The following is a 25,996-nucleotide window of genomic DNA, read 5'->3' as shown; positions in this document are numbered from 1 at the left end:
CATCCCCACAGCCGTCGGAGGCCGAGCTCGAACACTCGTCGCCCAGAGTTCACCTTGGAGCCAGTAATGGTTCATTTGGGATGACGGAAACGGACGCGTACGGGGCGGAACGTGGGAGCGTGGGGTGCGAGCCCCCCGAAATTGACGTACGAGAGGGAACCCTGATGCGGGACGCGTACCACGAGGAACTGGATTCGATCGGCGACGGTCTGGTGGAGATGGCCAGGCTGGTCGGGTCGGCGATCGGGCGCGCCACGACCGCCATCCTCGACTCCGACCTGAAGCTGGCCGAGAGCGTGATCGAGGCCGACGCGAAGGTCGACGAACTCCAGCACGACCTGGAGGCCCGGGCGATAGCCCTGCTGGCGCGGCAGCAGCCGGTGGCGACGGACCTGCGTATCGTCGTCACCTCCCTGCGCATGTCGGCCGACCTGGAGCGCTCCGGCGACCTCGCCCAGCACGTGGCGAAGCTCGCCCGGCTGCGTTACCCGGACCGTGCGGTCCCCCACGACCTGCACGCCACCATCCTGGAGATGGGCCAGCTCGCCCAGCGCCTGATGGCGAAGGCGGCCGAGGTGATCATCACGAAGGACGTCGACCTGGCGCTCCAGCTGGAGCAGGACGACGACGCGATGGACCTGCTGCACCGCACCCTCTTCCAGCACCTGATGGACGACCGCTGGAAGCACGGCATCGAGACGGCCGTCGACGTCACCCTCGTCGGCCGCTACTACGAGCGCTTCGCCGACCACGCGGTCTCCGTCGCCAAGCGGGTGGTGTACCTGGTGACCGGCGAGCACGCCGACGAGCTCCAGGCGGACAAGCCGGAGATCCAGCCGGTGGCGGGCGCCGAGAGCGCCTGATCAGGCGCGAAAGGGGTCGGCCGGGGATTCCCCGGGGCGCGCAAGCCTCTATGCGCCGTTGATGCGCCCAGCCGAACGGGCGTCCAATGGGCACCAGGCACCAGCCTTGAGGAGGGACCATGGCCGAATCCCCCAGCACGACACCCGACCCCACGCAGGAGCGCGAGACCGAGCAGCCCGCCGAGGTCAGGAACCTGACCCTGATAGCCGCCTGCGGCTGCGGCTCGGGCTGCGGCTGCGGCTGCCAGTCGGGCAGTCCCTGCCAGTGCGGTTGAGACGTACTCGTACGACAGTGAAGGGCCCCGGCGCCGACGCCGGGGCCTTCGCCATGCGGGCGGCATCGCGATGGCATGCGGGCGGTGCCCGCGCGGTCGCCCCTCCGGTGCAGCGGGCGCAGCATGGAAGGAGAGGAGCAGGCGAGCGCACGCGGACGAAGGAGGTGCGTGGCCATGGCCAAGTTCATGGATGTCCACCACGGCATGAAGGGCATCACGGAGGAACAGCTGCGGCAGGCCCACAACGCCGACCTCGCGATAGAGAAGGAGGAGGGCGTCCACTTCGAGAAGGCGTGGGCGGACCCCGACACCGGCGTCATCTACTGCCTGTCCGAGGCTCCCTCCGCCGACGCGGTCCAGCGCATCCACGAGCGCGCCGGCCACAAGGCCGACGAGATCCACGCGGTGCCGCTCACCGTTTGACCGGTTTCTGCTGATGGGGCCCGTGGGGGTCCCGAGGGGTTCGGAGGGGATCGCCCCTCGGGACTTCCTCGGGCCCCCTGGCATCGTTCACGCACGGAGTGAGGCACCCGCGTATTGACGTGTGCAAGACAAGTCGTCGACGTTGGGGAAAGCGCCCGCCGGCCTCCTGGGCCTGCTGAGTCTCCTGCTCGTCGCGTGACCCGGCAGCGCGGCGCACGCCGCGACCACACGCCATGAGGCCGAGAGCTCCCCGGCGGTCTGCACCGGCTCCGTCGACTCCAACTACTCCGGCTTCTCCGGCGGCGGCTTCTGCAACGGCGACCACGCGGTCGGGGCGTACGCGCAGTTCACCGTGCAGGTGCCGACCGCGGGCACGGCGACGCTGCGGGTCCGGTTCGCCAACGGCACGACGACGGCCCGCACGGCCGCCCTGATCGTCAACGGAGCCACGGTCCAGACACCGTCGTACGAGGGCACGGGCGCCTGGTCGGCATGGGCCACCAAGACGCTGACCGTCCCGCTGAACGCGGGCGGCAACACCATCCGCCTGAACCCGACCACCGCGGCCGGCCTGCCCAACATCGACCACCTCGACGTCGAGACCGCCGGACCGCCGGCCGGCCTGCCGACGCGCTTCCAGTGGCGCTCCAGCGGCCAGCTGATCGGCCCCAAGTCGGACGCGACGCACAGCATCCGCGCGGTGAAGGACCCGTCGGTCGTGTACCACAGCGGCCGCTACCACGTGTTCGCCACGACCACGAACACCAGCGGCGCGTACAGCATGGTGTACCTCAACTTCACCGACTGGTCGCAGGCGAACGCGGCCCAGCACCACTACCTGGACCAGACCGCGATCGGCACCGGCTACAAGGCGGCCCCGCAGGTCTTCTACTTCGCGCCGCAGAAGCTCTGGTACCTCGTCTTCCAGACCGGGGACAACGCGGCGTACTCGACCACGGCGGACATCGCCGACCCGCGGTCGTGGAGCGCGCCGAAGAAGTTCTACGCCGACGGCATGCCGCAGATCATCAGGGACAACATCGGCAACGGCCACTGGGTCGACTTCTGGGTGATCTGCGACAGCGCGAAGTGCCACCTGTTCTCCTCCGACGACAACGGCCACCTGTACCGCTCGGAGACGACGACGCGAACTTCCCGAACGGCATGGGCAACACCGTCATCGCGATGCAGGACGCCAACAAGTTCCGCCTGTTCGAGGCGCCCAACGTGTACAGGATCGCGGCAGCGACACGTACCTGCTGCTGGTCGAGGCCATCGGCAGCGACGGCAAGCGGATGTTCCGGTCGTGGACCGCCCCGGCCGTCACCGGACCCTGGCGGCCCCTCGCCGACACCGAGTCCAACCCCTCCGCCCGCGCCGACAACGTCACCTTCGACGGCACACCCTGGACCCGGGACATCAGCCACGGCGAACTGATCCGCAACGGCGTCGACCAGACCCTGACCATCAGCCCGTGCAACCTGCGCTTCCTGTACCAGGGCATGGACCCGGGCGCGACGGACCCGTACAACCTGCTGCCGTGGCGGCTGGGACTGCTGACGCAGACGAACTCGACCTGCTGAGCGGGGAGCCCGGTGCGGCGGGCCACCTGTGTTTTTCATAAAACGATATGTATGGAATCGATACCTAGGGAAGCGATGCATATAGGGCTCGAACAGCACCAACAAATGACACTTTCCAGAAAATCATCCGGAAAATAACTCATGAAATCCTTCACCCATTTGCCGCGCATCCGCCGGAGGGCACACGCGTTAGTCGGGATACGACCGAGGCAAGTAAAAATAGAACATCCGCGTGGTCGTGAGCAGTGAGCGAGAGGACTCGACAGTGGGACGCACGGTAAAGATGGGCTCCTACACCTACATCCCTGCACCGGTGCGCTCATCGACAACCGCCGACGGAACTCTCACCAAAGACGGATGTCTTATCGCACTGAGAGCGACAGAACCCCTTCTACGGGAATTCCTCGACGCCATGAGAGCGCTCCAAGACGATCTCGACCGGCGGTGGATGAGTACGACAGGCTGGCCGACGTTCGTGCGAGCGGAATGATCAGGCTCCGTCATGTACGACGAACGAATCAACCGTCGCCCCCGGCAGTCCTCCGGATCCTCCGCCCCTGCCCTGGGCACGTTCAGCGAGGCAGGCACCGGACGGCATCGAGCGCCTGCCGACGCCTCCCAGGAGCCTCTGGTCCCACCGGACTCGGGTTGGGATCCGGCCGAGGAGCTGGCGTTCATGCTCCAGGAAAGTTTGCTCCAGGAAAGCCAGGGGCAATGGTTCCCGAGGATTCCCCCGCCACGTGACGACGTGCCCGGTGCCGACCGGGCTCCTGACGCGTCCGGTGGTGATCCGGTTCCGGGAACCCACCTGAGGAATCTGCAGGACATCACGGCGGAACTGCCACCTCTGAAGTCGGCTCCCCGAGGTCACCGCAAGGTACGCGAACGCCCGAACCTGCTCCGAACGGTCAGCTGCCTCATCGCCGCCGTGGTGGCTCTGATCGCCTCCGCGGTGAGTTTCATCGGCGGAGTGGCTGCCTACATTCCCCTGCGCCACGCCGCGGTGTCCGGCACACAGAACAGCATCGCCTCATGGTGGCCCCTGCTGGTGTACGGCCCCTGGCTCGCGGCATCCCTTTCGGTTCTCCGGGCCGCACTGCACCAACGCCGTGCCGTTCACTCCTGGTGCGTGGTCCTGATCTTCTCGGCGATCGCCATTCTGCTGTCCGTCGCGCAGGCGCCCAGAACCGCCGTCGACATTTCGGCGACCGCCTTGCCCAGTCTCGCGTCCCTCGCTTGCTTCCAGCAGCTCGTACGCCAGATCACCCTGACGCGCCCGCCGCAGCGCGCGGTGCCACGCCATCGGCTGCGTCCCTCCGGAACGCGGCCTTGCCCCGGTGCGGGAGGGGCCCGGGACGTGGCCGACGGGCGGGGTTCGTCGGGCTCGGGGTAGGGCGCGGGCGTCCCGCGGTGACTCCTCAGTCGTCGCTCGGTGGGGTCAGTCTGTCCAGGAGTCCTGCGGTGGTGAGGGTGTCGGGGTGGTCCTCGCCCAGCACCCGCCGCTGCCGGTTCAGCGTGTCCTGGCCCAGTTCGCGCGCCTCCTCCACCCGACCCAGCCCCGCCAGCCAGATGGCGAGGATGGACGCGGTGGACAGGGTGGCGGGGTGGTCCTCGCCCAGCACCCGCCGCTGCCGGTTCCAGGTGTCCTCGGCCAGCTCCCGCGCCTCCTCCGACCGGCCCAGCCCGGCCAGATCGACTGCCAGGTTGCACGCGGTGGTGAGGGTGTCGGGGTGGTCCTCGCCCAGCACCCGCCGCTGCCGGTTCCAGGTGTCCTGGCCCAGTTCGCGCGCCTCCTCCACCCGGCCCAGCCCCGCCAGCCAGATGGCCAGGTTGGACGCGGTGAGCAGGGCGCCGGGGTGGTCCTCGCCCAGCACCCGCCGCTGCCGGTTCAGCGTGTCCTGGCCCAGTTCGCGCGCCTCCTCCACCCGGCCCAACGCCGCCAACCAGATGGCCAGGTAGCACTCGGTGGCCAGGGTGTGGCCGTGGTCCTCGCCCAGCACCCGCCGCTGCCGGTCGAAAAGGTCATTGTGCAACGCGTGGGCCTGGTCGGGCTCGCCGACTGCGGCGTAGGCCTGGGCCAGGTAGTTGACGGCCCACCAGGTGTGCTCGTGGTCGGGCCCCAACAGTGCGGTCCAGGCCTGGTGGAGGGCTTCAAGGCGGGGCAGGACCGCAGGAGCGCTGCCGCGGTCTACGAGGTAGCGGCACGCTTCGCATGCCGCATAGCGGGCGGCGGCTGTGACCAGGTCGGTCGGGTCGATCGCCAGCAGGTGGGGCAGCAGGTCGGGCCAACGGGGCCACGTAGCAGGATCCGACGCACGGCCTGGGCAGGCCGCGGCCAGCAGGAGGCTGGCATCGTGCGCCGCGGAGGCACATTCCTCGGAGGAGAGCTGGTCTCTCAGAACGGCCTGGGTGAGACGGTGCAGGTGCAGGCTGCCGCCGGCGACCCGGGCCAGCCCATGCCGGTTCACCTCCGACAGCACACGGTTCCTCGTGCGCCGATCCACCAGGGTCCGGTCCACGCTTGACGCACTGTCGGCCTCGTGCGCGGTGGCCGCGAACAGAGGGAACGGCTCGGGGGCCAACAGCGCACAGGCCCTCAAGACAGCGGCCGCCTCCGGATCCTGCGCCTGCAGACGCTCCATGCTCAACCGGATCTGGGCGGCCAGGGACCACGGATAATCCAGCGGCCGGCCCTCGTCGGTCACCTCGCTGGCGCTGCTCGCCAGCAACGCCAGATACTCGTCCACGGTCGTCGTCGTCAGCACCTCGGCGGCCTGGACCAGGGCCAGCGGCAGATCGTCCAGCGCCTCGGCGAGCCGCTCCGCGTCAGCCTCCGACAGCCATGACGTCCGGCTGCGCAGCAGGGTCACCGATTCGCGGCGCGCGAGCACGTCGATGTCCAGGGGCGAGGCCACGCCGTGCCAGCGCGGGTTGCGTGAGGTGATCAGGACATGCCCTGTACCCGACGGCAGATACTCGGCAAGCCGCTCCGGATCTTCGGCATTGTCGAAGACGATCAACCACCGCGCCCGCGACCGCAGCTCCTCCCGCAGCGCCGCCACCGCTTCCATGGAGTGCATGTCCCGGTTTCCGGCCCCGGTCGCCACGGCCAGCAACGCCAATTGGTCCGGAATCAGTGCCGGGTCCTCCGCCCGCACCCACCACACCAGCTCGTACTCGCCGCAGAAGCGGTGCGCATACTCAGCGGCCAGCTGGGTTTTTCCCACCCCGCCCCGCCCGTCCAGCGCCAGCACCGCCACCGTGCGCCCGCCCGCCAGGCGGGTACGGACCTCGACGAGCAGGTCGTCGCGGCCGACGAACCCGGCATTGCGCGCCGGCACGTTCCACACCCGCGGCAGCGTCCCCGGCAGCCGCGGCCCCGTCGCCCCCAGACTCCGTAACCGCCCGGCCCCGCCACCGCCGGGAAACCCCGGCCGCACCCGCGGCGGCCCCACCGGGCCCTTCACCGCGCCCAGCAGCACCTCCCGCGCCTCCTGCTCGCCCAGCCCGAACAGCGCCGGCGCCTTCAACGCACGCAGCATGGGCGGAGCGACAGCGTCCTCGATCCGTACGGGAATCAGCCGCTCCCGGCCCGCCACCACCGCCGTCCACTCCTCGGTGGTCCACCGCTGGGGGTCGAAGTACGCGGCGGAGAACAATGCCACCATCCGCCGCTGCTCGATGGCCTGGTTCATCCGCAGGATGACGTTCTCCCCGGCCTCCCAGTGCCAGGAGTCCAACTCCACCTCGTACCCGGCGTCCTGCAGTTGCCAGGCCACCCACTCCGCCCACGCGAGGTCGGCCCCCGCATGACTGACGAACAACCGCCCCACGGCATCACCGTTACCCGCCACCCCGACCCCCCGTGCCTGCCTCACGCCGCCTGCCCCACCGAGGCTAGAACCCACCCGGGGGCCCACGCCTCCACTTGCGGACAATCCGCCTCGGGAAGTGCACGCGGGCGACCCGGCCCGCCTGCCCTCTCCAGGGGGTGATCGGCTTGTTTCACACCTGGATGGCTTGACCGACGCCTACCACACTCACTGCGATAAAGGGGATGCCACCTATTGCTGCTATTTGGCCACGGCGGGTTTATTCGTTGCAAAACAGGGACGGAACCCACTGTGATACTTCTACGCAGCAAGACAGGAGAGACATCCAGGTCACTGTTCCCCACCACGAAGGAAATATTCAATGCCTTTCTGGGCGCAGGCGGGTTGAATGCCGCCGCAGTGGCGGCCAAGCAGCCACAGCCATGGTCGGCAACTCAGTCGGTCGCGTGGGGCTGTTCAGCGTCGTGCGAGGTGTGACTGTTCGACTCCGCCTGGCCATGGGTCTCCCGGTGGACGGCACGGAACTCGTCGAGCAGGTCGAAGAACATCTCCATGGCGGGCCTGCCGGCCTGCTCCGCTACACGCTCGATCTCCGCTGCCCATCCCAAGGAACTGCGATAACCCAGGCGTTTCCACAGCCACTCGGAGAAGGGGCTGGAGCTCCCTGGAGTCCAGAAGTCGAACGGCTCAGCGATGTCGTGCACCCCCAGGGCGACGCGGTAACCGATGAGCATGGAGTCCAGGTGCTGCAATGAACTGCGGCGAACCCACATTCCCGGACGCAGCCGCACTTCCTCCAGGAAGTCGTACACATTGGCAAGTTCGCTTAACTGCCTAGGTGTTCGCCTTGCCTTTCCTTCCTCCGTCATGCGAACACCTTAACGAGGATCATGGGCCGTTGAGGCAACAACAGATGATCCAGCTTCTTCTGTATCGGGGAGGAGCGCCCTCGGTTGAGCGCGGAGCCCAGGCATACTCTGCCCATCACCCGAATCGCACTCGCATAACGCTTCGCCCGATCCGTCGACGCACTGTGCACCACCACGAGAACCAAGACCATCGGCGCCCGAACGCCCGATCGGGTCGTGCACCTGCACCCGCGCTCCGGGCCCATGCAGAAGCCCCCTACCAGCGGAGAACCCGCGGGCAGGGGGCTGACAGCTGTTGTGGGCTACTTCTTCTTGCCCTGGGTCTTGCCGGGGATCTTGGTGAGCTGCCTTTCCGCTGCTCAGAGCAGCGCTCATGAGTGACTGAGCGGTCGCCATTGGTCGTCGTTGGCCGCTGTCGAGTGACCTCGGACGGCCCAGAGACGGCCCAGACACCGGCTCGGAGGCCTACGAGCTGATGGGCAATTCCCGAGCTCGCTGGCGTGCCTGGGCCCGTAGTTCCTTCAGACGACTGTGGAACCCGTTGTGGCGGTTCTGGTCAAGGTTCAGCGGGAGGTCGAGTTGGGAGATGAGCTGTGACTCCAGGTCCCACGGTTCGCTCTGCTCGATCCAGCACACCCGCGCGTTGCCCGCCATCCACTGACTCAGGGTGGCTTCGCCGACCTTGCCGAAGGTCATCCGTTTACCGCTGCCCACGCGGCGCAGCTCAAGCCCGAGCAGACATCCGAGGGTGAGTCGCAGCGTCGAGCCGGCTGCGTTGCCCCGGTAGTGGTAGGGCACCCGCTTGCGCAGGTTCTGGGTACTGGTCCGGTTCGCCATGTACCGCGGGGCTATCCCGACGTAGAGCAGGCGTCCGGCGTCCAGGTCCGGGTGGGGCGACTGCTCGAAGTGCCACCCGTAGACCCCTGCCGCCGCCGGGACAGGGCTCGGACGTACCAAGACCTCCTGCGCCGACCACAACCGATTGGGACTGATGAGAGCAGCTTCCATGAAGCCTCCTGACGCGCCATGGCCGATCGTCGCAGGCTACTGGTCGCCGCTGGCGGAACGTCCCTGACCTACGTAGCTACGTGACATCAGCTTGGGAAGCTGCGAGCATCTGCCTCCGATCGTGCTAGGGCGTGGAGCGACACATCCAAGCGTCGTGGCTGGTTCGCGCTCTACTTGTGATGCCTGGTGGTCGCTACCCTGCACCGTCATGAGGGGGATTCGCGCCTACTGGGGCTACTTGGCCATAGCTGCTCTCATCGTCGCCTGGGAGCGGGGAGCCGCAACGTCTGTGATTCTAATTCTTTCACTTGCTGTGTTCGCCTACTCTTCCTTCCAAGTCCCTGTTTGGTGCGGGGCCGTCAACCGTGATGGCGTCACATACTGCAGAAACAACGCTCACGGAATCTTGATGGGCTGCAGCAAGCGTCAACATAGGTGGCAGAAACTCAAGATGATCGTTCTACGTAGTAAGGTTGGGGATTTTTCCAGGGCTGTCTTTCCCACGGCTAAAGAGAAGTTCAACGCCTTCCTGGCTGTCGGCGGATTACTGTCAGCCGTTGCGGCAGTCGTCGTTCCTGTCATCACGGGCTAGAACGCCGCAAATGATCAACGACGTGACGCGGGCTAGACCTCTTTCGGGGATGGCGGCGGCTATCTTCCCTTGGCGGAGTCGAACCTGCGCCCGACCCCCGCTTTAGGAGTTCGATCTACGTCCGCCCCTGGTGCCGTCGTCGGCTGGTCCGACGATCGTCCAGGGGCGTTGCTGTATGTTGCCGTCCGGCCTCGTTGATGTCAGCCGTGGATGTCAGGATCCTTCCGAGGCTGAACGCGGCATGTGCCTGCCCGGTTAACGGTGAACACGGGCGGCAGCGCACACTACCTCTCACCGACCAGCAGAAGTTATGGCTAGTAAGGGGGACGGGGGACGGGAACGGGGAGCCTGCTGCGACCGTAGTCGCTCAACCACTTGGCCATGGCCTCGCAACCCTCCACAAAGTCCGCTGCTGCCTCTGCGCTAGGAGTACGTCCCTGTCCATGAGTGACCTCGTTCCGGATTCTCCGCAAGTTGTGGAGAGACCGCTCGATGTCAGCAGGAAGCCCCAGGCTGTGTATGAGGTCCGGTAGGGACCGGATAGATCCGGGCAGACTCGGCGACAGCTTCCTGAGCTGAATTTCGACTTGCCGCCAAGCGGCCAAAATGGCTCCCGCCGGGGACACGTAAGCCATTGCCAAGCTCGGCGAGGCTGCCTCTGCCTCTGGCATCGACGTTCCCGCTGCCGACGTTCCGCCGATACCGGGCCGGAGCGCATTCCGATCCGGCAGCGGGGGCGGCGGAGGAAACGGATAGCTTGGACCAGGGCGTGGCGCCGACGAAGAGGACCTGCCCTGTGGCTGTGGGGGCATTGGCGGCTGCGGGGCCGAGGGCGCCTCGTCTTCCTGACTCCCACGTGTACCAGGTGGGGAAGTCGCTGAGGCGTCGTCGCGGTCGGCATACCAACTTGGCGGATCGACGATGAACTCGTCGTCGCCCTCGCTGGGAACTGGTGGCTGAGGACCAGGTGCCGCCGGTCCGGGTTGTCCGTTAGTGTCCGAAGGAGGGGGCGGTGGCCATCCGTACGCCCACGGTGGCCTTGACTCTCGCTCATCGTCCACAGGAGGTCGCGGCCCAGGGAACGGCGGACCTTGCTGCGCTGCTTCTTCGCCGCCGAGCGGTGGTTGCGCCGCCCCTCGAATGGCTGCCTCAGCCTCTGCGCTTGCCTCGGTGATCTCCTCGGAGAACTCTGCATCGAAACCTGGAGCGCTAAGGGCGCGGACCCTCTTGATCAGGTTTCTGATGTCTCCCCGGAAGCCGTAGGCGACAGCCAAGGTCACCAGAGGCCACGCAAGCACCTTTAAGTAGTCGAGGACGAGGCGGGCTATCTGCACGCGGACATCATGGCGGAGGTTGACACGGCGCGCACATCGGCACTCCGATGGGCCAACTGCCTTGCATGCAAAGCCCGGTGCTCTTGAAGCATGGTCAGTAGACGGATCAGGGTCGGCTCACAGCCTGCGGCTTCGATGTAACTAGGCAGGCGACTTCTTCGTCCCGAAGCAACTTGGGCGGGCGCTCAACCTGGAGCTGATATAGGCTTTCACCTGCGGCGACTGTCCACGGGCGTCCGCGGTTGTCCGCCGCCGTGCGTGGGCGTTGTCACGCAGCTAAACACTCACCGACGACCCACGAAGCGGTGCCGTAGGGGTCGGCTAGGTTGCACGGATGACTGACATGGATCCGCTCGTGCCGGCGCTCACGGGACTGCTCGTCGACGTCGTTTGGTGGCTGGAGAGCTGCGGGGACGAGGATGTGGATCCCGACTCCGCGGTGAAGATGATGGAGAGCGTGGGCTGGGTGCTGCTGCGGCTGCCCTCAGGCCAAAGGGAACGACTCTTGCAGGTGCTCACGGACTTGGCAGCAGCGGAGCAAGATCCTGCGCGGCGCAAGTTCCTGGAGTCATTCCCCTTCGCCATTGGCACGGTCGAGGACCAAGAGAGCTGAGCGCGGGGGGCTGGCTGGTAGGCGCCAGTTCAGCCACAACTGATCACCGGCGGCCGTGACCTGCGGCCGCCTTATAGATCAACGTCCTGACCTGCTGCTGAGCTGTCAACAGTTGTCGACGTTGGTCAACATCGAGCGCCCTTCCACGGCCCAGGGCGGCCCGGGAGGGCGCTCGTGTGCTGTCCCGCCTTCTTGTCTCGGAGATCTGCGCCATGACGCTACCAAGTCATCTTCGTTGCCCCTGCAACCAGCAGCTTTTGCGCCAAATATTTCACGAGCTCAATGTCCCAGCTCAGTTGATCGGCCTCCTTAGAGAAAGGCATCAAAAGCTCTTTCGATGCCTCACCGCCCTCTTCTTTCGTATGGACGATACGGCATCGAATATCGTAGACGCGGTTAGCGACTTGACTGATTAAGTCACTGTTTTTGTCGGCCAAATTAACACAGGCAACATCGCGAATTGCTTTTTTATCTTTTACTTGCTCGTGGAGATCCTCGTTGCCTTCGATAAATTCTTTCAGGGTATCCTCGGGAACGCATGCGCGAAGAGTTGCCTTTAGTTGCTCTCGTTCTGTCCCGAACCCCTTTCCGGATCTGCTGGCGAGAGCGAGGATTCTGGCCAGTTGTGCGTCGTCGTCTGGTTCGAATCGCGGATCTCGCAGCTCCTGCCGAAGTCGGTCCAGTGCGTCGCGGCGACTGTAGGCCGGGAAATAGAATTCGAGAACTTGGTAGTACGCAAGGTACTCCAGCAAGGGTAGTCGCGCGGAAGATCTCCCGTACCAATAGAGGCTCATGGGCTTTTCGTCATACTGCGCCTTTGGGGTTCGCAGGGCTGGCGCACTCTGCCCTCTAGTTCGTCCTGCCATGAAGCGGCGTCGATTGATGCCGCGACCGGAATCGGTGAGGCGCAGACCTACGTCATACCTCGTATCCAGCTCAAAGAAGACGGAGTCTGACACCTTCTGTAGCACGCGGACAAGGTCATCATGACGACTTAGGGAAACGTTCATGATGTTCAATGTGATATTGCCGGTTCCTCTGGGGGCGCGACAGAAAACCCTGTATCGATCCGTTACCGTTCCGATTTGGATTGAGTAGCCATTCGAAAGGTCGTCTGGAAACTCTAGGTACCAGGCATCGGCGTGATCTGCGCTGCGCTCCACCTGAAATAAGGCTGTTTCGTCCAACTCCTCCTCGTTGATGTCGATTACGGCACTGGATGCAAGTCGGACTCCGGGAAGCTCTTGTACCCGCCGCAATCCGTAATCGCCAGGGAATCCAACGATTCCTGCTTCGATTCTGCCTTCGTCTTCGAAGTAGCAAGCTTCCCATGATGCCAAGTACTTGACGGAAGTGTATGAGTGGTTCAAGAACTTTTGGCAACTGTCTTTGTCGAGGACTCTACGCCTCTTCTCCCGACCGTTGGGCAAGTCGAGAATTAGATACAACTGTTCCTGAATCATGAACCATTCGTGATGAACACCGGAGTTGGCCGCATCATCCGCTAGCAATACGCGGGGGTCATCGGGCAGTAGACGCTGCCTTGCGGCGCTAATTGGGTCGTTCGCATTGCTGTTTTCTGTGCTCATATCGCCTCCCCAGAGGCGATAGGTTACCGGTGTGATGAGTCGTACGTCTTCGTTACCTCAAGGTCGGCGGAGCGGGTTTGGCCGGTGGCCTGCCCGGTCTGGGGTCGAGCATGATCAGGGGGCCGTACGCTGGTTGGCAACTCGGGCAGGCTTTGGACCTGCCCGCAATGTGCACGAGTGGCCCCCTGGTCTTGCTCGACGCGGGACCCGGACCGGGGAGGTGGCTAAAGCCGTGGAGCCGACCGGCCCCAGCCACAGAGGGTTTGCTACGTCCGCCCGCATGCACGCAGCGCGCCGCCGGGCGCGGCCAGCCGGGGCGAAGACAGGAGGCAGGCCGCGCCGCAGAGGCGGCGCGCGCCCGCGCCGTGCGCGGGCCTTGAACCCGTAGAGAAAGTTGTAACTCACTGGCTGGTGGCGGTGTTGCTGTCCGGTCCTGGGCTTCGAGTGTCAGCGATACGGCGGCCGCATTCGGCGGCTTGTAGGAGGGCCTGGGCCACACGCTCGGCGTCATCCGGGGTCAGATGGATCTCATCGGTCCACAGCACTGACAGCCGCACCGTGCCCTTGAGCAAGTTGGTCGCTACGTCCACCTCGACGCCGTTCCCGGTGGCGTCGGTGACGTTCAAGTCCGGGTTGCTGCTGTAGGCGCTCATGTGGCTGAGCATGCCTGAGGCCTGGCCTGGAGAGGAATCCTGATGGTTTCTTCCCTCGGCCAGGCGGCAGGCCTCAGTTGAACTTATGCGGATTGAAGTTGTCGGCACAGGGCGGCAGTTCCATGCCTTGCCGCTCGGCAAGCGGTAGGAAGATCACCGGTCGGACAGTCCACGTGATGCGGGTGCTGGCGTGCGTGACCGTCACCGTGCAGGGCTCGGAGCGTAAGAGGGCCCTTCGCGTCTCGGCGCGGCCGTCGTAGAGCCACAGCCATGCCTCGTCTGAGGCGTCGGAGTCGAGTGCCGGTGTGATCGTGCGGAGTGCGACCGCTACCCATCTGTCTGCCTGGGCTGCCGAGTACGCGTCGAACGACGCTCGTAAGGCCGGCCTCGCCTTTGTGTCGCCGAAGCTTTCTGTCCAGCACTCGCACCAGTAGCCGCGCTGCGGCTTGTCCATCAGCACGGGTGGGCTCCCGGTCGGGCGTCTGTGAAGAGCTCTGCGGTGACGGTGTGACCGCCCTGGCTGTTGTGGACAACCACCCGGTGAGCGATCGCGCTGACCATGCCGAGCCCTCGGCCGTGCTCCGCCTCCTGGTCCTGGTGCTCGACCTTCGGTGCCGTGCCCGTGCCTCCGTCGTCAGTGACCGACAGGGCGATCACTTGCGGGGAGACCGCAAGGGCCAGGTGGAAGCTGCCGGACTCCTGGCCGCTGGTCGTGTGGAGGATCGCGTTCGCGCTCAGCTCGCTCACGATCAGTTCGGCGTCCTCCGCTAAGGGCGAGCCGCGCAGGATGTCCCGCGTCCATCGGCGGGCTCTGCTGACCTCTTCCGGAAATCCTGGGCAAGACAGTCCCCAGACCCGTGCTGTACTCGTATACTCGTGCATACAAGTTCCTTCGTGCTGGTAGGCCGCCATGTGCAGCGGGTTCGGGCTAGACGAGTTTCACGCCGTCGTGGGCGCGGATGGCCGGCGGGGACGCCGCGTCGAGTGCGTCCAGGACGCGGATCGCGTACGCCTCGTCGGCGAGTTCGATGACTTCTTCGCGGGTGGCCCAGCGCAGTGCGCGGGTCTCGTCCCCTGTGGTAGGGGTGCCGTCGGCTGCCTGGCAGCGGAAGACCAGGGAGACGATCAAGCCCTTCATGTTCTTGTAGATCCCGGTCAGGGTCGCGGGAAGTGCGATCTTGATACCGGTTTCTTCGAGGACTTCGCGCTGGAGGGCCTCGGGGATGGTTTCCTCGCGTTCGAGGACGCCGCCCGGGGGTTCCCAGTGGCCGTTGTCGCGGCGCTTGATCAAGAGGGCTCGGCCTTGGTCGTCGACGACGACCCCGGCGACGCTCACGGAGTGCGGGCGTTCTGTGCTCACGTTCCTCGTCCCTCTCGGCTGGCTAGGCTCTCCACCGTAGCAACAACACTCGCCCACTCGTCTAGATACCTAAAGGAGTACGCGTGACGTCTCTACCGAGCATTCTCGGCGGCCTCGACCCCACGAGTGATCGTGCGGTCTTCAGGCAGATCGCAGACCAGCTGCGCGAGGCCATCGACCGTGGGCGATTCAAGGAAGGCGAGAAGCTGCCCTCGGAAGCCGAGCTTGTCGAGCACTACGGCGTTTCCCGGATGACGGTCCGGAACTCCTTCTCCATCCTCCAGGGCGAGGGCCTGGTGCACGCCGAGCACGGCAAGGGCGTGTTCGTCCGACCCCGGCCGCCCGTGCGGCGCCTCGCTTCCGACCGGTTCGCCCGACGCCACCGCGAGCAGGGGAAGTCCGCGTTCATCGTGGAGGCCGACGCCGCCGGCAGTCACCCGCAGGTCGACAGCCTGGAGGTCAAGGAGGAGAAGGCGAGCCAGGACATCTCCACGCGGCTCGGTTCTGTGCGGCGAGTGCTCGCCCGGCGTCGCCGGTACCTGCTCGACGGACGTCCGGTCGAGTTCGCCACGTCGTACCTCCCGCTCGACATCGCTCGAGGCACGCAGATCGCCGAGCCCAATCCCGGCCCCGGCGGCATCTACGCCCGACTCGAGGAGCTGGGCCACCACCTCGACCACTTCGAGGAGGAGATCCGGGCCCGGATGCCCTCTCCTTCCGAGGTCAAGACGCTGCGGCTGGCTTCCGGTGTGCCCGTGATCCACCTGATCCGTACCGCCTACGACACCGAGGGGCGGGCCGTGGAGGTCTGCGACACGGTGATGGCGGCGGATGCGTACGTCCTCTCCTACCAGCTTCCGGCGACCTGATCGGGGGTGCGCGAGGCCACTTCTCCGGACTCGTACACCTCAACACGCATACTCGTATAGACGAGTGGGCAAGTTGTGTGGCAAGGTGGTCCCCGTTCCCGGCGAAGTCGGGTTCGAAGACTGCATCTTGTCTAGACGAGTAGATGGGAAGAAACCTTGCGCACCATCCGCGTGGAGACCTCGGCCGCGACGATCCTGCTGACCGAGGCGCCCGAGCCGGAGGTCCGGGACCGGCAGACGGGCGAGATCGCAAAGGACGCTGTCAGCGGTGAGGCGCTGATGACCATCGGCGTCGTGTACATCGAGGAGGGGGAGTCGTCCCTGATCAAGGTGACCGTTCCGGAGAGCGGGGTGTCGGAAGGGCTCACGCTCGGCTCGCCGGTCTCGCTGCCGGGTCTGGTGGCTCGGCCGTGGGAGAGCGTGTTCAACGGCCAGCAGCGGCACGGCATCGCCTACCGGGCCGCCGCCGTCACTCCGGCCGCCTTCCCGGCCGCCATGGAGGCCACGGCCTGATGACCGACCTGACGACGCTTCTGGAGGTGGGTGGTCCCGTCGCCGCACTCGGCGGTGGGGCCGCCTACGCCCGGGCGCAACACCCGGGTGTCTACTGGTCCACAGTGGGTCTGCCGATATCCGCGGCCCGGCTGCTCGGCTCATACGGCTCGGTCATGGAGGCGTGCGGGCTGACCGTGGCTCCGTCCCGGCTGCGGGTCTTGGCGGTCAAGGCCACCACCCGCCGTGAGGTCCGTCCCGTGCCACCGCGCCGGGGGATCATCCGGCCGACCACGACCGGGCTGCGGCTTCGGCTGCGACTTGCCCCGGGGCAGGAACCCGCCGACGTGGCCGCTTCCGCTGAACGACTGCGGCACGCCTGGGGAGTCCACGCCGTCTACGTGACCACGGTCAAGCCGGGCGTGGTCGACCTGCGGCTCGTCGGCTTCGACGTACTGAAGCGGGTCCGCATGCCGCGCAAAATCCAGTCCGGGCTCCTCCGAGTGCCGGTCGCTCTGCGAGAGGACGCAACTCCCTTCGTACGCGATTACCGCACCATCCCGCACCAACTCACCCTCGGTGCAACGCTGTCGGGCAAGTCCATGTACCTGCGGCACCTTGTCGCCGGACTCGCGCGCCAACCCGTCGCTCTCGTCGGCATCGACTGCAAGCGGGGCGTGGAGCTGGCGCCCTTCGCTCCGCGACTTTCGGCGCTTGCCACCGACCCTGAGCAGGCGGCCGAACTGCTGCCCGTGCTCATCAAGGAAATGGAGGACCGGTACGACCTGATCAAGTCCCGGCAGGGCGTCGCGCCGAGCACGCCGGATGAGGAGATCACCTCCGACATCTGGGGCCTGCCCGAGCATGAACGCCCGGTGCCTCTCGTGTTGTTCGTCGACGAGGTGGCCGAGCTCTTCCTCGTCGCCACGAAGAAGGACGAGGAACGCCGGGACGAAATGGTCACCCAGCTCATCAGGCTCGCCCAGCTCGGCCGTGCCGCCGGCATCTACCTGGAGGTGTGCGGTCAGCGCTTCGGCGCCGAACTGGGCAAGGGCGCGACCATGCTGCGGGCTCAGTTGACCGGTCGCGTTTGCCACCGCGTCAACGACGAAGCCTCCGCCAAGATGGCACTCGGCGACATCGCCCCCGAGGCGGTCTCCGCTGCCTGCGCCATCGCTCCCGAACGGCCCGGCCTCGCCGTGGCCGGTGACACGTCCGGCGGCTGGTCCCGCATCCGTACGCCGTACCTCTCCCTCGGCGACGCCGCCGAGACCTGCCATGCGTCGGCCCATCTGGTCCCCGACCTGCCCGCACTCAAGCCCTTCCGGCCCGACGTGCCCGTACGCCCGGTCGAGTCCCCGACCCTTGTCGTGCGGCCGCGCCAGGTGACCGACTGAGCCGCCGCCTCTCCTATCCCCGGTCGGCGTGACCGCCTCGCGCCATGTCCCTACCCCTGCCATGCCCGAACCCGGAAGGAGCCGCAGCATGCGCGCCCATCTGGCCCGCGTCGACGCGGTGCTCGTCCAAGCGGTCATCGCCGCCGCGCTGTCCTTCGCCCACCTGCACGACGTCGCCTCGGCGGCCGGGCAGGACGGGTGGAAGGCATGGGCGTATCCCGTCTCGGTCGACCTGCTGCTCGTCGCCGCCTGGCGCCGACTGCGGTCCGGTGACGCGAAAGCGGCCGGGTGGTGCTGGTTCGTGATCGCGTTGGTCGCGTCCCTGGGGGCGAACGTGGCCACCGCCGGACTGCTCGACTTGGACCAGGTGCCGGCTTGGCTGCGCATCCTCGTCGCGGGCTGGCCCGCGGTCGCCTTCCTCGGCGGCACGCTCCTCGCCCACTCGGCGCCGACCTCGAACGACGAGACCGAGATCGAGGACAAGGGCGAGGAGGAGCGCGAGGAAATCCAAGACCAGAAGCCCGAGGAGATCGACGACCAGGAGGACGCGCCCGATCCCGTACCGGAGCTTCCGGCGCCCCCCGCTGCCGAGCCGACGCCCGCTCGGCCTGCCGTCCCCGTACCGGCCGCCCTGGTCGAGCACGCCCGGAAAGTCGCCGCCGAGCACCAGACCCGCACCGGAACGGCCATCGACACCCCGACCCTGCGTGCCCGACTCGGCGTCCCTCAGCCCATGGCCGACGCCATCGCCGCCCGCCTCACCACAACAGGGAGTTGAACCGTGCCTCTCACCTTCAACACCGCCGCCGACTACCTCTCAGCGGCCCGACAGATGGCTGTCACCGGCCGGACGGCACTGGCCAGGCTCCTTGCCGAAGAAGCCGCCGACCGCGTCTCGGACCCCGACGAAGCCGCCCGCATCCTGCGTGAATTCCCCGGCCCGGGTCTTCGAAAGGAGAACTGACCGTGTCCGCTCCGAACCGCTTCCGCAACGTGATCCGCATCGGCCCCGTCCAGGTCGGCACGTCCTACGACGGTCGCGGCCGGGAGAAGCACACCGCCGCCTGCACGGCCCCGCGCTGCGGCTTCTCCGCCGACTACGACAGCCGTGCCGCCGCCGAACTGGCCGCCCGTACCCACCGCTGCCCCGTGCGCTGAAAGGACCCCGCCTCCGTGACCGTCAGCCTGCCGCTTGTCGTCGTCCTCGGCCTCTTCGCCTGGGGTGCGGTCAAGTTCCTCGGCGTCCGCACGTGGATCGTCGTCCTGATCGCCCTCTTCGGCTTCTGGCTCTCTCACACGTTCATGGCCCCCGCCATCGAGTCCGGTACGCGCTCCGGCGTGGACATCGTCAACGGCTCACATGACTAGACGAGTAGGTAAGGAGAGCTTCGCCGTGTTCCTGCCCAAGTACCCCGACAGCCCGACGCCGCCGCCCGCGCACACCCACACGGTGACCGACCAAGTCTCCACACGACGGCCGGCACCTCAGATCTCCATCAGCACCGGAGCAGTCGCGGCCGTCCTCGTCGGCGGCGTCGTACTGACCGCGCTCCTGGCCGCCGTCGCCGTCACGGCCATCTCCGTCGCCGTCGCCGCCGTGGTCCTGCGCTCGATGCTCCGCGACCAGCACCGCCGCTGACACACCAGACCCCCGGGACGGCCTCGATACCGCCAAGCATCCGCCGCCCCGGAGGCCCTGTCCCTCCTAGCCGAAGCCAGAAGGAGCAAGCCCATCATCACCCGCGCCACTCCGCCCCCGCTCAATGAACTCGGCGAACTGGCCGCACTCGGCACCATGCCCGCCCTCCTGCGCCAGCTCTCCAGCCTGGGCGGCTGCACCCACCCGATCCGCCTCGACGGCCACCGCACCGAGTACGACGTGAACACCCGCACCGGCGAGATCGGCAACGTCCTCCACCACCTCGACTCCTCCAACCTTCCGGCCGGTCACCTCCTGGTCCGCTGCAACAACCGCCGTACGACCCGCTGTGAGCCCTGCGCCGAGGTGTACCGCCGCGACACCTTCCACCTGATCACCTCCGGACTGCGCGGCGGCAAAGGCGTCCCGGAACGCGTCGCCGCCCACCCGCGCGTCTTCGCCACCTTCACCGCGCCGAGCTTCGGACCGGTCCACAACCGCCCGACCGGCGCGGCCGGTTCGGTCCGCCGCTGTCGCTGTGGCACGCTCCACGACCAGGACGACGACGCACTCGGGACCCCGCTCGACCCGGACACCTACGACTACGAAGCGGCCGTGCTCTGGAACGCGCACGCCGGTCTCTTGTGGCGGCGCTTCTCGATTTACCTGCGCCGGGAGGTCGCGAAGCGAGCTGGGCTCACGCAGCGTGCGTTCCGCGAGTACGCCCGGGTGTCCTTTGCCAAGGTCGCCGAGTACCAGAAGCGCGGGGCCGTCCACTTCCATGCCGTCATCCGTATCGACGGGCCCGAGGGCGGCGACACCCCGCCTCCTGCCTGGGCCACCGCCGAGCTGATCACCGACGCCATCCGGGCCGCCGCCACTGCCGCCCGCGTGGACGGCCCGGTCATCGACGGCCGGTCGCACACTTTCGCCTTCGGACGTCAGCTCGACGTACGCACCATCCGCTCGGCCGACTTCGACGGCGGCCAGGAGCTGACCGAGCGGGCCGTCGCCGCGTACATCGCCAAGTACGCCACCAAGGGCGCCGAGACCGCCACGGGAGCTCTCGACCGCCCGCTGAAATTCCTCGCCGAACTCGCCCAGCTCGACATCAGCGACCACGCCCGCCAGCTGGTCCGTACGGCCTGGACCCTTGGTGCCCGCAAGGAACTGGAATACCTCCGCCTGCGGGCCTGGGCCCACATGCTCGGCTTCCGCGGCCACTTCTCCACCAAGTCCCGCCGCTACTCGACCACCCTCGGCGCCCTCCGTGACGCCCGAGCCGACTGGCGCCGCGCCCAAGCCGCAGCAGCGACCGAGACCGACCCGGACACGACCCTCGTCCTCGCGCACTGGGTCTACGCCGGAACCGGCCTCACTGACGCCGAAGCCTGGCTCGCCGAAACCCTCGAACCCGCCCCCGGAACAGAAGGAGAGCCCACCCATGGCTAGCCGACGCCTCGCTGTCGCAGAAGTGGCCGCCGAGCCGCGCGCCTTGCCGTCCCGGTACCTGACTCCTGACGACCTGGTGGCGATGTTCGACCTGCCCAGCGTTGAGACGGTCTACCAGTGGCGCCGCAAGCGCACCGGTCCGCGCGGCTTCCGGATCGGCCGGCACCTGCGCTACGACCCCAAGGACGTTCAGGCCTGGGTCGAGTCCCTGCAGGAAGGGGCTGCCGCCTGATGGCCGGGCATATCCAAGACCGTTGGTACAGAACCGAAACCGGCCCGGACGGGAAGGTTCTCAAGGTCAAGACAGAGCGCTACGGATCGGGGCTCCGTTACCGCGCTCGCTACGTGGGCCCGGACGGCACGGAGAAGTCCAAGAGTTTCCCCGACCGTCAGAAGCGGCTCGCTAATCAGTGGCTGGCGCACATCGAGGCGGACATGGCGCGCGGGCAGTACATCGACCCACGCGCCGCCCGGATCACGTTCCAGCAGTACGCCGAACGCTGGGTGAGCACCCAGGGAGCCGACCCGAACACGCAGGCCTCCATGGAGTCACAACTCCGGTTGCATGCCTTCCCGTACCTGGGCACGCGTCCGCTCGGCTCCTTCCAGCCTGCCCACATCCGGGACTGGGTGCGCCAGCTACAGGAGAACGGTGTCCGGGGGTCGTACGCGCGGACGATCTACTCCAACGTGCGTGCTGCCCTGAGCGCAGCCGTGGACGACGGACATCTCCCACGGAACCCGTGCGCTGCCCGCTCGGTCCGGCCGCCGACCGTCGACACGAAGCGTGTGATCCCGTGGACGCCGGAACGTCTCTTCGCCGTCCGGGCTGCATTGCCCGAGCGCTATCAGGCCATGGTCGACCTGGGCGGCGGATGTGGACTCCGTCAGGGCGAGATCCTGGGCGTGGCCGTCGACGCGATCGACTTCGAGTCGGACACGCTCCATGTGGTCCAGCAACTCAAACTGAGCCGCAGCAAGGCTGTGTTCGCCCCACCCAAGGGCGGCAAGCTCCGAGACGTGCCGCTGCCCGGACCAGTCGCCGACGCGCTCAGGGCGCACATGAAGCGGTTCCCGCCGGTCGAGATCACCTTGCCGTGGAAGGTGGCCGACGGTCCACCGGTGACCAAGCGGCTGATCTTCACCGGGCCCCGTGGCGGGCACGTCTGGCGTACGTCGCTCAACGAGGAGGCATGGAAACCGGCGCTGGCCACCGCCGGGGTCATCCCGGTGCCCGAGCGGGGCCAGCCGTACGCGGAGTCCCGCGAGAACGGCATGCATGCTCTGCGCCACTTCTACGCCTCGGTGCTCCTGGACGCCGGGGAGAACATCAAGGCCCTCGCCGAGTACCTCGGCCACTCGGACCCGGGGCTGACGCTTCGTGTGTACGCGCACTTGATGCCGTCCAGCCAGGAGCGCACCCGCAAAGCGGTGGCCGCCGTCTTCGACACGGCCCGCTCTGGACCGTCTCGCACCTGACGGCCCAGAGACGGCCCCAGCCCAGCAACAAGCCCCCTACTCGCGGGAAAACCGCAGGTAGGGGGCCTGTTCGTGCGGGCTTACTTCTTCTTGCCCTGGTTCTTGACCGCCTCGATCGCCGCCGCCGCGGCCTCGGGGTCCAGGTAGCGGCCCCCGGTCGTGACCGGCTTGAAGTCGGTGTCGAGTTCGTAGTAGAGGGGGATGCCCGTCGGGATGTTCAGGCCCGCGATGTCGGCGTCCGAGATGCCGTCCAGGTGCTTGACCAGGGCGCGGAGGCTGTTGCCGTGGGCGGCTACCAGGACCGTGCGGCCGGCCAGGAGGTCGGGGACGATGCCGTCGTACCAGTACGGGAGCATGCGGATGACGACGTCCTTCAGGCACTCCGTGCGGGGGCGGAGCTCCGGGGGGATCGTCGCGTAGCGCGGGTCGTCCGCCTGGGAGAACTCGGCGCCGTCCTCCAGCGGGGGCGGCGGGGTGTCGTAGGAGCGGCGCCACAGCATGAACTGCTCCTCGCCGAACTCCGCGAGGGTCTGCGCCTTGTCCTTGCCCTGCAGGGCGCCGTAGTGGCGCTCGTTCAGGCGCCAGCTGCGGTGGACCGGGATCCAGAGGCGGTCGGCGGCCTCGAGGGCGATCTGCGCGGTGCGGATCGCGCGCTTCTGGAGGGACGTGTGGACCACGTCGGGCAGCAGGCCGGCGTCCTTGAGCAGCTCACCGCCGCGGAGCGCCTCCTTCTCGCCCTTCTCGTTCAGGTTCACGTCCACCCAGCCGGTGAACAGGTTCTTCGCGTTCCATTCGCTCTCGCCGTGGCGGAGGAGGATCAGCTTGTACGGTGCGTCGGCCATGGCCCCGAGCGTAATCGAACCCTCTGATCGCTCGCGCGCCCCGCCCGCAGGGCGGACGGTTGACGGGATCTGTTAATTGAGTGGCCCCCGCAGAGAGGCTCCTCGTAAGTTGTGCTCGCCGCTAGAGCCACTTACAGGGGGACCCATGCCATACGTCCGTGTCAGACGCGCCGTCCGGGAGTCCGTCTCCGGGCTGCCCCGCGCGTTCTGGTGGCTGTGGGCCAGCACGCTCGTCAACCGGCTCGGCGGCTTCGTCGCCACCTTCATGGCGCTGTACCTCACCCTCGACCGCGGCTACTCCGCCTCGTACGCCGGTCTCGTCGCCGCCCTGCACGGCCTCGGCGGGGTGATCTCCTCGCTGGGTGCCGGGGTGATGACCGACCGGCTGGGGCGGCGGCCGACCCTGCTCGTCGCGCAGGCGTCCACCGCCGTGTCCATCGCGCTGCTGGGGTTCGTGCACGACCCGGTCGCCATCGCGGCCGTCGCCTTCCTGGTCGGCATGGCGAGCAACGCCTCCCGGCCCGCCGTCCAGGCGATGATGGCCGACATCGTCCGGCCGGAGGACCGTATCCGGGCCTTCTCGCTCAACTACTGGGCCATCAATCTCGGCTTCGCCGTGTCGTCGATGGCCGCGGGGTTCATCGCCGAGGTCAGTTACCTCGCCGGGTTCCTGATCGAGGCGGGGATGACGATGGCCTGTGCGGTTCTCGTCTTCCTGAAGTTGCCGGAGTCGCGTCCGACCGGGACGGCGTCCGAGGAGGCCCCGGGCGACGACACCGTCGGTCTCGGCACCGTCCTGCGGGACGGGCGGTTCATGGGCGTCGTCGGGTTGTCCTTCCTCATCGCGCTGATCTTCCAGCAGGGGTCCGTCGGGCTGCCCGTGGCCATGGGTGAGGCCGGGTTCAGTCCGGCCGACTACGGCATGGTGATCGCCGTCAACGGCGTACTGATCGTCGCTCTGCAGATCCCGGTCACCCGTTTCATCGAGCACCGGGATGCCCGGCGGCTGCTCGTGGTGTCGTCCCTGCTCGCCGGGTACGGCTTCGGGCTCACCGCCTTCGCCGGGTCGGTCGGCGTCTTCGCGCTCACGGTGTGCGTGTGGACGCTGGCCGAGATCGTGAACGCCCCGACGCAGACCGGCCTCGTCGTCCGCCTGTCCCCGCTGCACGGCCGCGGGCGCTACCAGGGCATGTACACCATGTCCTGGTCCGTCGCCTCCCTCGTCGCCCCGCTGATGTCCGGCTTCGTCATCGACCGGTTCGGGGCGGAGTGGCTGTGGGGGCTGTGCGCTGTCGTCGGTACGGTGGCCGGGCTCGGGTACGGGGTGCTGATGCGCGGGCTGTCGGAGGAGGAGCCGGGCGGCGCGGTTCCGGAGTCGGGCGGGACGAAGGCCGGGGTCGGTGCGGCATGAGGCGGGTGGCGAGCGGCGAGCGGCGAGCGGCGAGCGCAGTGGTCACTGGGGCCCGTAACGTTCCCGCCATGGTGACTGCGACTGTCCGTGAGTGGCGCGAGGAGGAAGGGTGGGGCGTCCTCGACTGCCCTGAGACGCCCGGTGGCTGCTGGGGTCACTACTCCACCATCGAGATGGCGGGGTTCCGCACCTTGGCGCCTGGACAGCGCGTCGACATCGAATGGGAGGCGCCCGGCTTCCAGCAGGACGGGTACGACTGTCGCGCGGTGCGGATCGTTCCTCGGTCTGGGCCCGACGGTTGAGCCTTCTCATTCGATGACCTTTGCTGCGGCTCGCAGGATGTGGGGCCGGCAGAGCAGGTCGGTGCTGTCCGCCCACTGGTCCGCGTTTCCCACCAGCGGCAGCGTGCGAAGGTCGGGGTCCGTGACGGTCCGGGCGAGCGCCTGTGCGAAGCGCTCGGCGTGGAGGACGAGGAAGGGGCGCGAATGGTAGGGCCGGCGCTTGGGGTCGACCGGGGTGGTCAGGCCGGACGCGTTCTGCAGCGCGGCGACGGTCTCGTAGGCGTCGCAGAGGTGCGCTTCCCGGGTGGGGTGGTCCGTCGCCGTCAGCGCGCCGTGCAGCGACGGGGTCAGCGGCCCGGCCGCCGGCAGTCGGGCGAACGCGCTGCCGAGCCACTTGCTGTAGGGGGCGTGGCGGCGCTCCAGCAGCAGGCACAGCCGCATCAGGTCCCGCACCAGCCGGGCCGCCACGACGGCCGAGCCGATGTCGTCGCCGACCTCCGCGCAGCGCCCCACGAACGCCTCTTCCTGTGAGAGGCGCTGCCACTGGCAGGCCAGCAGGTAGCGCCACACCTGCTCGGGGTACCACTCCAGCCTGCTCCGGACGGCGGTGAGGGTGCCGGGCTCGTCGTGGAAGACGGCACCGCCGGTGGTCTCGGCGAGCCGCTGCTGGGGCATCGCCAGCCACTCGCGCACGCTCGGCTCCCGGTCGGCCGAGCGCAGGCCGAGCTGCCCGGCCAGCCATCCGTCCAGGTCGTACACGTCCACACGGTGGTTGACCGGGCCCTCAGTCGATTCCATCAGCCCGGAGGGATCCAGCGGGTCGTCGCTCTCCCGGAAGTGGGTGGGCCAGCCGCGCACCTGGTGCGGCAGCCGCTCGGACAGGACGCGACGGATGTCCTCGGCGTGCCGGGCATGGTCCTCGGCTGTCAGGAAGATCTGCAGCCGAGGCCCCCACTCGTGGTCCGCGGACCGCGGTGTGTCGAAGCCCAGCACCTCGGAACCGCTGCCGACCCGTGCGGCCGCGTACCGCAGGTGGGGGAAGGCCTCCCGCAGGATCGGCCGTACCGACTCCTCGTAGAGGATCCGGGACAGTTCGAGGCCGGGCAGGAAGGCGGCGTCCGAGGTCGTCATGGCTTCAC

29 protein-coding genes and 1 pseudogene are annotated in these 25,996 nt (G+C 67.5%); 20 read left to right on the top strand and 10 right to left on the bottom strand.

Annotation, left to right across the window (positions count from 1 at the left end; all coding sequences use genetic code 11):
- Nucleotides 1-164: 164 nt before the first annotated feature.
- From phoU to ACYVMZ_RS21165, 5 genes and pseudogenes are all read left to right on the top strand, one after another.
- A complete protein-coding gene (phoU, locus tag ACYVMZ_RS21185; protein WP_461081908.1) occupies nt 165-863 on the top strand; it encodes a phosphate signaling complex protein PhoU in 699 nt (232 codons plus the stop codon).
- A 119-nt stretch (nt 864-982) separates the two neighbouring features.
- Nucleotides 983-1,138, top strand: coding sequence for a hypothetical protein (locus ACYVMZ_RS21180; protein WP_461081906.1), 156 nt, complete (start codon nt 983-985; stop codon nt 1,136-1,138).
- Nucleotides 1,139-1,312: 174 nt separating this feature from the next.
- Entirely contained in the window at nt 1,313-1,561 is a 249-nt protein-coding gene (locus ACYVMZ_RS21175) for an SCO4226 family nickel-binding protein (RefSeq protein WP_461081904.1), read from the top strand.
- Between the two features lie 205 nt (nt 1,562-1,766).
- Nucleotides 1,767-3,144: pseudogene (locus ACYVMZ_RS21170) on the top strand (non-reducing end alpha-L-arabinofuranosidase family hydrolase); the annotation flags it as partial.
- 928 nt (nt 3,145-4,072) lie between these two features.
- Complete coding sequence (locus ACYVMZ_RS21165; protein ID WP_461081902.1) at nt 4,073-4,537, top strand: DUF2637 domain-containing protein; 465 nt, start codon at nt 4,073-4,075, stop codon at nt 4,535-4,537.
- A 25-nt stretch (nt 4,538-4,562) separates the two neighbouring features.
- Here the strand turns inward: ACYVMZ_RS21165 and fxsT are convergent, their stop codons facing one another.
- From fxsT to ACYVMZ_RS21150, 3 genes are all read right to left on the bottom strand, one after another.
- Entirely contained in the window at nt 4,563-6,977 is a 2,415-nt protein-coding gene (gene fxsT / locus ACYVMZ_RS21160; RefSeq protein ID WP_461081900.1) for an FxSxx-COOH system tetratricopeptide repeat protein, read from the bottom strand.
- Between the two features lie 434 nt (nt 6,978-7,411).
- A complete protein-coding gene (locus ACYVMZ_RS21155) occupies nt 7,412-7,846 on the bottom strand; it encodes a hypothetical protein (protein ID WP_461081898.1) in 435 nt (144 codons plus the stop codon).
- 465 nt (nt 7,847-8,311) lie between these two features.
- A complete protein-coding gene (locus ACYVMZ_RS21150; RefSeq protein ID WP_461081896.1) occupies nt 8,312-8,854 on the bottom strand; it encodes a GIY-YIG nuclease family protein in 543 nt (180 codons plus the stop codon).
- A gap of 208 nt (nt 8,855-9,062) precedes the next feature.
- Here ACYVMZ_RS21150 and ACYVMZ_RS21145 point away from each other — a divergent pair, with 208 nt between their 5' ends.
- Complete coding sequence (locus ACYVMZ_RS21145; RefSeq protein ID WP_461081894.1) at nt 9,063-9,446, top strand: hypothetical protein; 384 nt, start codon at nt 9,063-9,065, stop codon at nt 9,444-9,446.
- Nucleotides 9,447-11,114: 1,668 nt separating this feature from the next.
- Nucleotides 11,115-11,393, top strand: coding sequence for a hypothetical protein (locus tag ACYVMZ_RS21140; RefSeq protein WP_461081892.1), 279 nt, complete (start codon nt 11,115-11,117; stop codon nt 11,391-11,393).
- A 218-nt stretch (nt 11,394-11,611) separates the two neighbouring features.
- Here the strand turns inward: ACYVMZ_RS21140 and ACYVMZ_RS21135 are convergent, their stop codons facing one another.
- The 5 genes from ACYVMZ_RS21135 to ACYVMZ_RS21115 all read right to left on the bottom strand — a co-directional run bounded on the left by ACYVMZ_RS21135 (nt 11,612) and on the right by ACYVMZ_RS21115 (nt 14,971).
- Nucleotides 11,612-12,982 carry a hypothetical protein gene (locus tag ACYVMZ_RS21135; RefSeq protein ID WP_461081890.1) on the bottom strand — a complete coding sequence of 457 codons (1,371 nt, stop codon included), beginning with the start codon at nt 12,980-12,982 and terminating at the stop codon, nt 11,612-11,614.
- Nucleotides 12,983-13,383: 401 nt separating this feature from the next.
- The gene (locus tag ACYVMZ_RS21130) at nt 13,384-13,635 is read right to left on the bottom strand and encodes a hypothetical protein (RefSeq protein ID WP_461081889.1); all 252 of its coding nucleotides are present in this window, start codon (nt 13,633-13,635) and stop codon (nt 13,384-13,386) included.
- 73 nt (nt 13,636-13,708) lie between these two features.
- Nucleotides 13,709-14,089, bottom strand: coding sequence for a hypothetical protein (locus tag ACYVMZ_RS21125; RefSeq protein WP_461082087.1), 381 nt, complete (start codon nt 14,087-14,089; stop codon nt 13,709-13,711).
- Nucleotides 14,089-14,517 (bottom strand): ATP-binding protein, encoded by a 429-nt coding sequence (locus ACYVMZ_RS21120; RefSeq protein ID WP_461082085.1) that lies wholly within the window; start codon nt 14,515-14,517, stop codon nt 14,089-14,091. The genes ACYVMZ_RS21125 and ACYVMZ_RS21120 overlap by 1 nt, the downstream gene beginning before the upstream one ends.
- A gap of 46 nt (nt 14,518-14,563) precedes the next feature.
- Nucleotides 14,564-14,971, bottom strand: coding sequence for an NUDIX hydrolase (locus tag ACYVMZ_RS21115; RefSeq protein ID WP_461082083.1), 408 nt, complete (start codon nt 14,969-14,971; stop codon nt 14,564-14,566).
- A 107-nt stretch (nt 14,972-15,078) separates the two neighbouring features.
- Here ACYVMZ_RS21115 and ACYVMZ_RS21110 point away from each other — a divergent pair, with 107 nt between their 5' ends.
- From ACYVMZ_RS21110 to ACYVMZ_RS21060, 11 genes are all read left to right on the top strand, one after another.
- A complete protein-coding gene (locus tag ACYVMZ_RS21110; protein WP_461081887.1) occupies nt 15,079-15,864 on the top strand; it encodes a GntR family transcriptional regulator in 786 nt (261 codons plus the stop codon).
- 156 nt (nt 15,865-16,020) lie between these two features.
- On the top strand, nt 16,021-16,377 hold the full coding sequence (locus ACYVMZ_RS21105; protein ID WP_461081885.1) for an SCO3933 family regulatory protein: 357 nt from the start codon (nt 16,021-16,023) through the stop codon (nt 16,375-16,377).
- A complete protein-coding gene (locus tag ACYVMZ_RS21100) occupies nt 16,377-17,753 on the top strand; it encodes an FtsK/SpoIIIE domain-containing protein (RefSeq protein WP_461081883.1) in 1,377 nt (458 codons plus the stop codon). Before ACYVMZ_RS21105 ends, ACYVMZ_RS21100 begins: the two co-directional genes overlap by 1 nt.
- Before the next feature lie 88 nt (nt 17,754-17,841).
- The gene (locus ACYVMZ_RS21095; RefSeq protein ID WP_461081881.1) at nt 17,842-18,531 is read left to right on the top strand and encodes a DUF2637 domain-containing protein; all 690 of its coding nucleotides are present in this window, start codon (nt 17,842-17,844) and stop codon (nt 18,529-18,531) included.
- 3 nt (nt 18,532-18,534) lie between these two features.
- A complete protein-coding gene (locus tag ACYVMZ_RS21090) occupies nt 18,535-18,717 on the top strand; it encodes a hypothetical protein (RefSeq protein ID WP_461081879.1) in 183 nt (60 codons plus the stop codon).
- A 2-nt stretch (nt 18,718-18,719) separates the two neighbouring features.
- Nucleotides 18,720-18,911, top strand: coding sequence for a mobile element transfer protein (locus tag ACYVMZ_RS21085; RefSeq protein WP_461081877.1), 192 nt, complete (start codon nt 18,720-18,722; stop codon nt 18,909-18,911).
- 15 nt (nt 18,912-18,926) lie between these two features.
- Nucleotides 18,927-19,121, top strand: coding sequence for a hypothetical protein (locus ACYVMZ_RS21080; protein WP_461081875.1), 195 nt, complete (start codon nt 18,927-18,929; stop codon nt 19,119-19,121).
- A gap of 25 nt (nt 19,122-19,146) precedes the next feature.
- Nucleotides 19,147-19,392, top strand: coding sequence for a SpdD protein (locus ACYVMZ_RS21075; RefSeq protein WP_461081873.1), 246 nt, complete (start codon nt 19,147-19,149; stop codon nt 19,390-19,392).
- Between the two features lie 156 nt (nt 19,393-19,548).
- Entirely contained in the window at nt 19,549-20,844 is a 1,296-nt protein-coding gene (locus ACYVMZ_RS21070; protein WP_461081871.1) for a replication initiator, read from the top strand.
- Nucleotides 20,837-21,076, top strand: a complete 240-nt coding sequence (locus ACYVMZ_RS21065; RefSeq protein ID WP_461081869.1) for a helix-turn-helix transcriptional regulator — start codon at nt 20,837-20,839, stop codon at nt 21,074-21,076. Before ACYVMZ_RS21070 ends, ACYVMZ_RS21065 begins: the two co-directional genes overlap by 8 nt.
- Entirely contained in the window at nt 21,076-22,323 is a 1,248-nt protein-coding gene (locus ACYVMZ_RS21060; RefSeq protein WP_461081867.1) for a tyrosine-type recombinase/integrase, read from the top strand. The genes ACYVMZ_RS21065 and ACYVMZ_RS21060 overlap by 1 nt, the downstream gene beginning before the upstream one ends.
- Nucleotides 22,324-22,403: 80 nt before the next feature.
- Here the strand turns inward: ACYVMZ_RS21060 and ACYVMZ_RS21055 are convergent, their stop codons facing one another.
- Nucleotides 22,404-23,165, bottom strand: coding sequence for a phosphoglyceromutase (locus ACYVMZ_RS21055; RefSeq protein WP_461081865.1), 762 nt, complete (start codon nt 23,163-23,165; stop codon nt 22,404-22,406).
- A gap of 145 nt (nt 23,166-23,310) precedes the next feature.
- Here ACYVMZ_RS21055 and ACYVMZ_RS21050 point away from each other — a divergent pair, with 145 nt between their 5' ends.
- The gene (locus tag ACYVMZ_RS21050) at nt 23,311-24,576 is read left to right on the top strand and encodes an MDR family MFS transporter (protein WP_461081863.1); all 1,266 of its coding nucleotides are present in this window, start codon (nt 23,311-23,313) and stop codon (nt 24,574-24,576) included.
- Nucleotides 24,577-24,644: 68 nt separating this feature from the next.
- Nucleotides 24,645-24,878, top strand: coding sequence for a cold-shock protein (locus ACYVMZ_RS21045; protein ID WP_461081861.1), 234 nt, complete (start codon nt 24,645-24,647; stop codon nt 24,876-24,878).
- Between the two features lie 6 nt (nt 24,879-24,884).
- Here the strand turns inward: ACYVMZ_RS21045 and ACYVMZ_RS21040 are convergent, their stop codons facing one another.
- Nucleotides 24,885-25,988, bottom strand: coding sequence for a DUF4037 domain-containing protein (locus ACYVMZ_RS21040; RefSeq protein ID WP_461081859.1), 1,104 nt, complete (start codon nt 25,986-25,988; stop codon nt 24,885-24,887).
- Between the last annotated feature and the right edge of the window lie 8 nt (nt 25,989-25,996).

It is taken from the genome of Streptomyces deserti (assembly GCF_054782695.1).
This window is presented reverse-complemented; position numbering and strand designations above follow the sequence as displayed.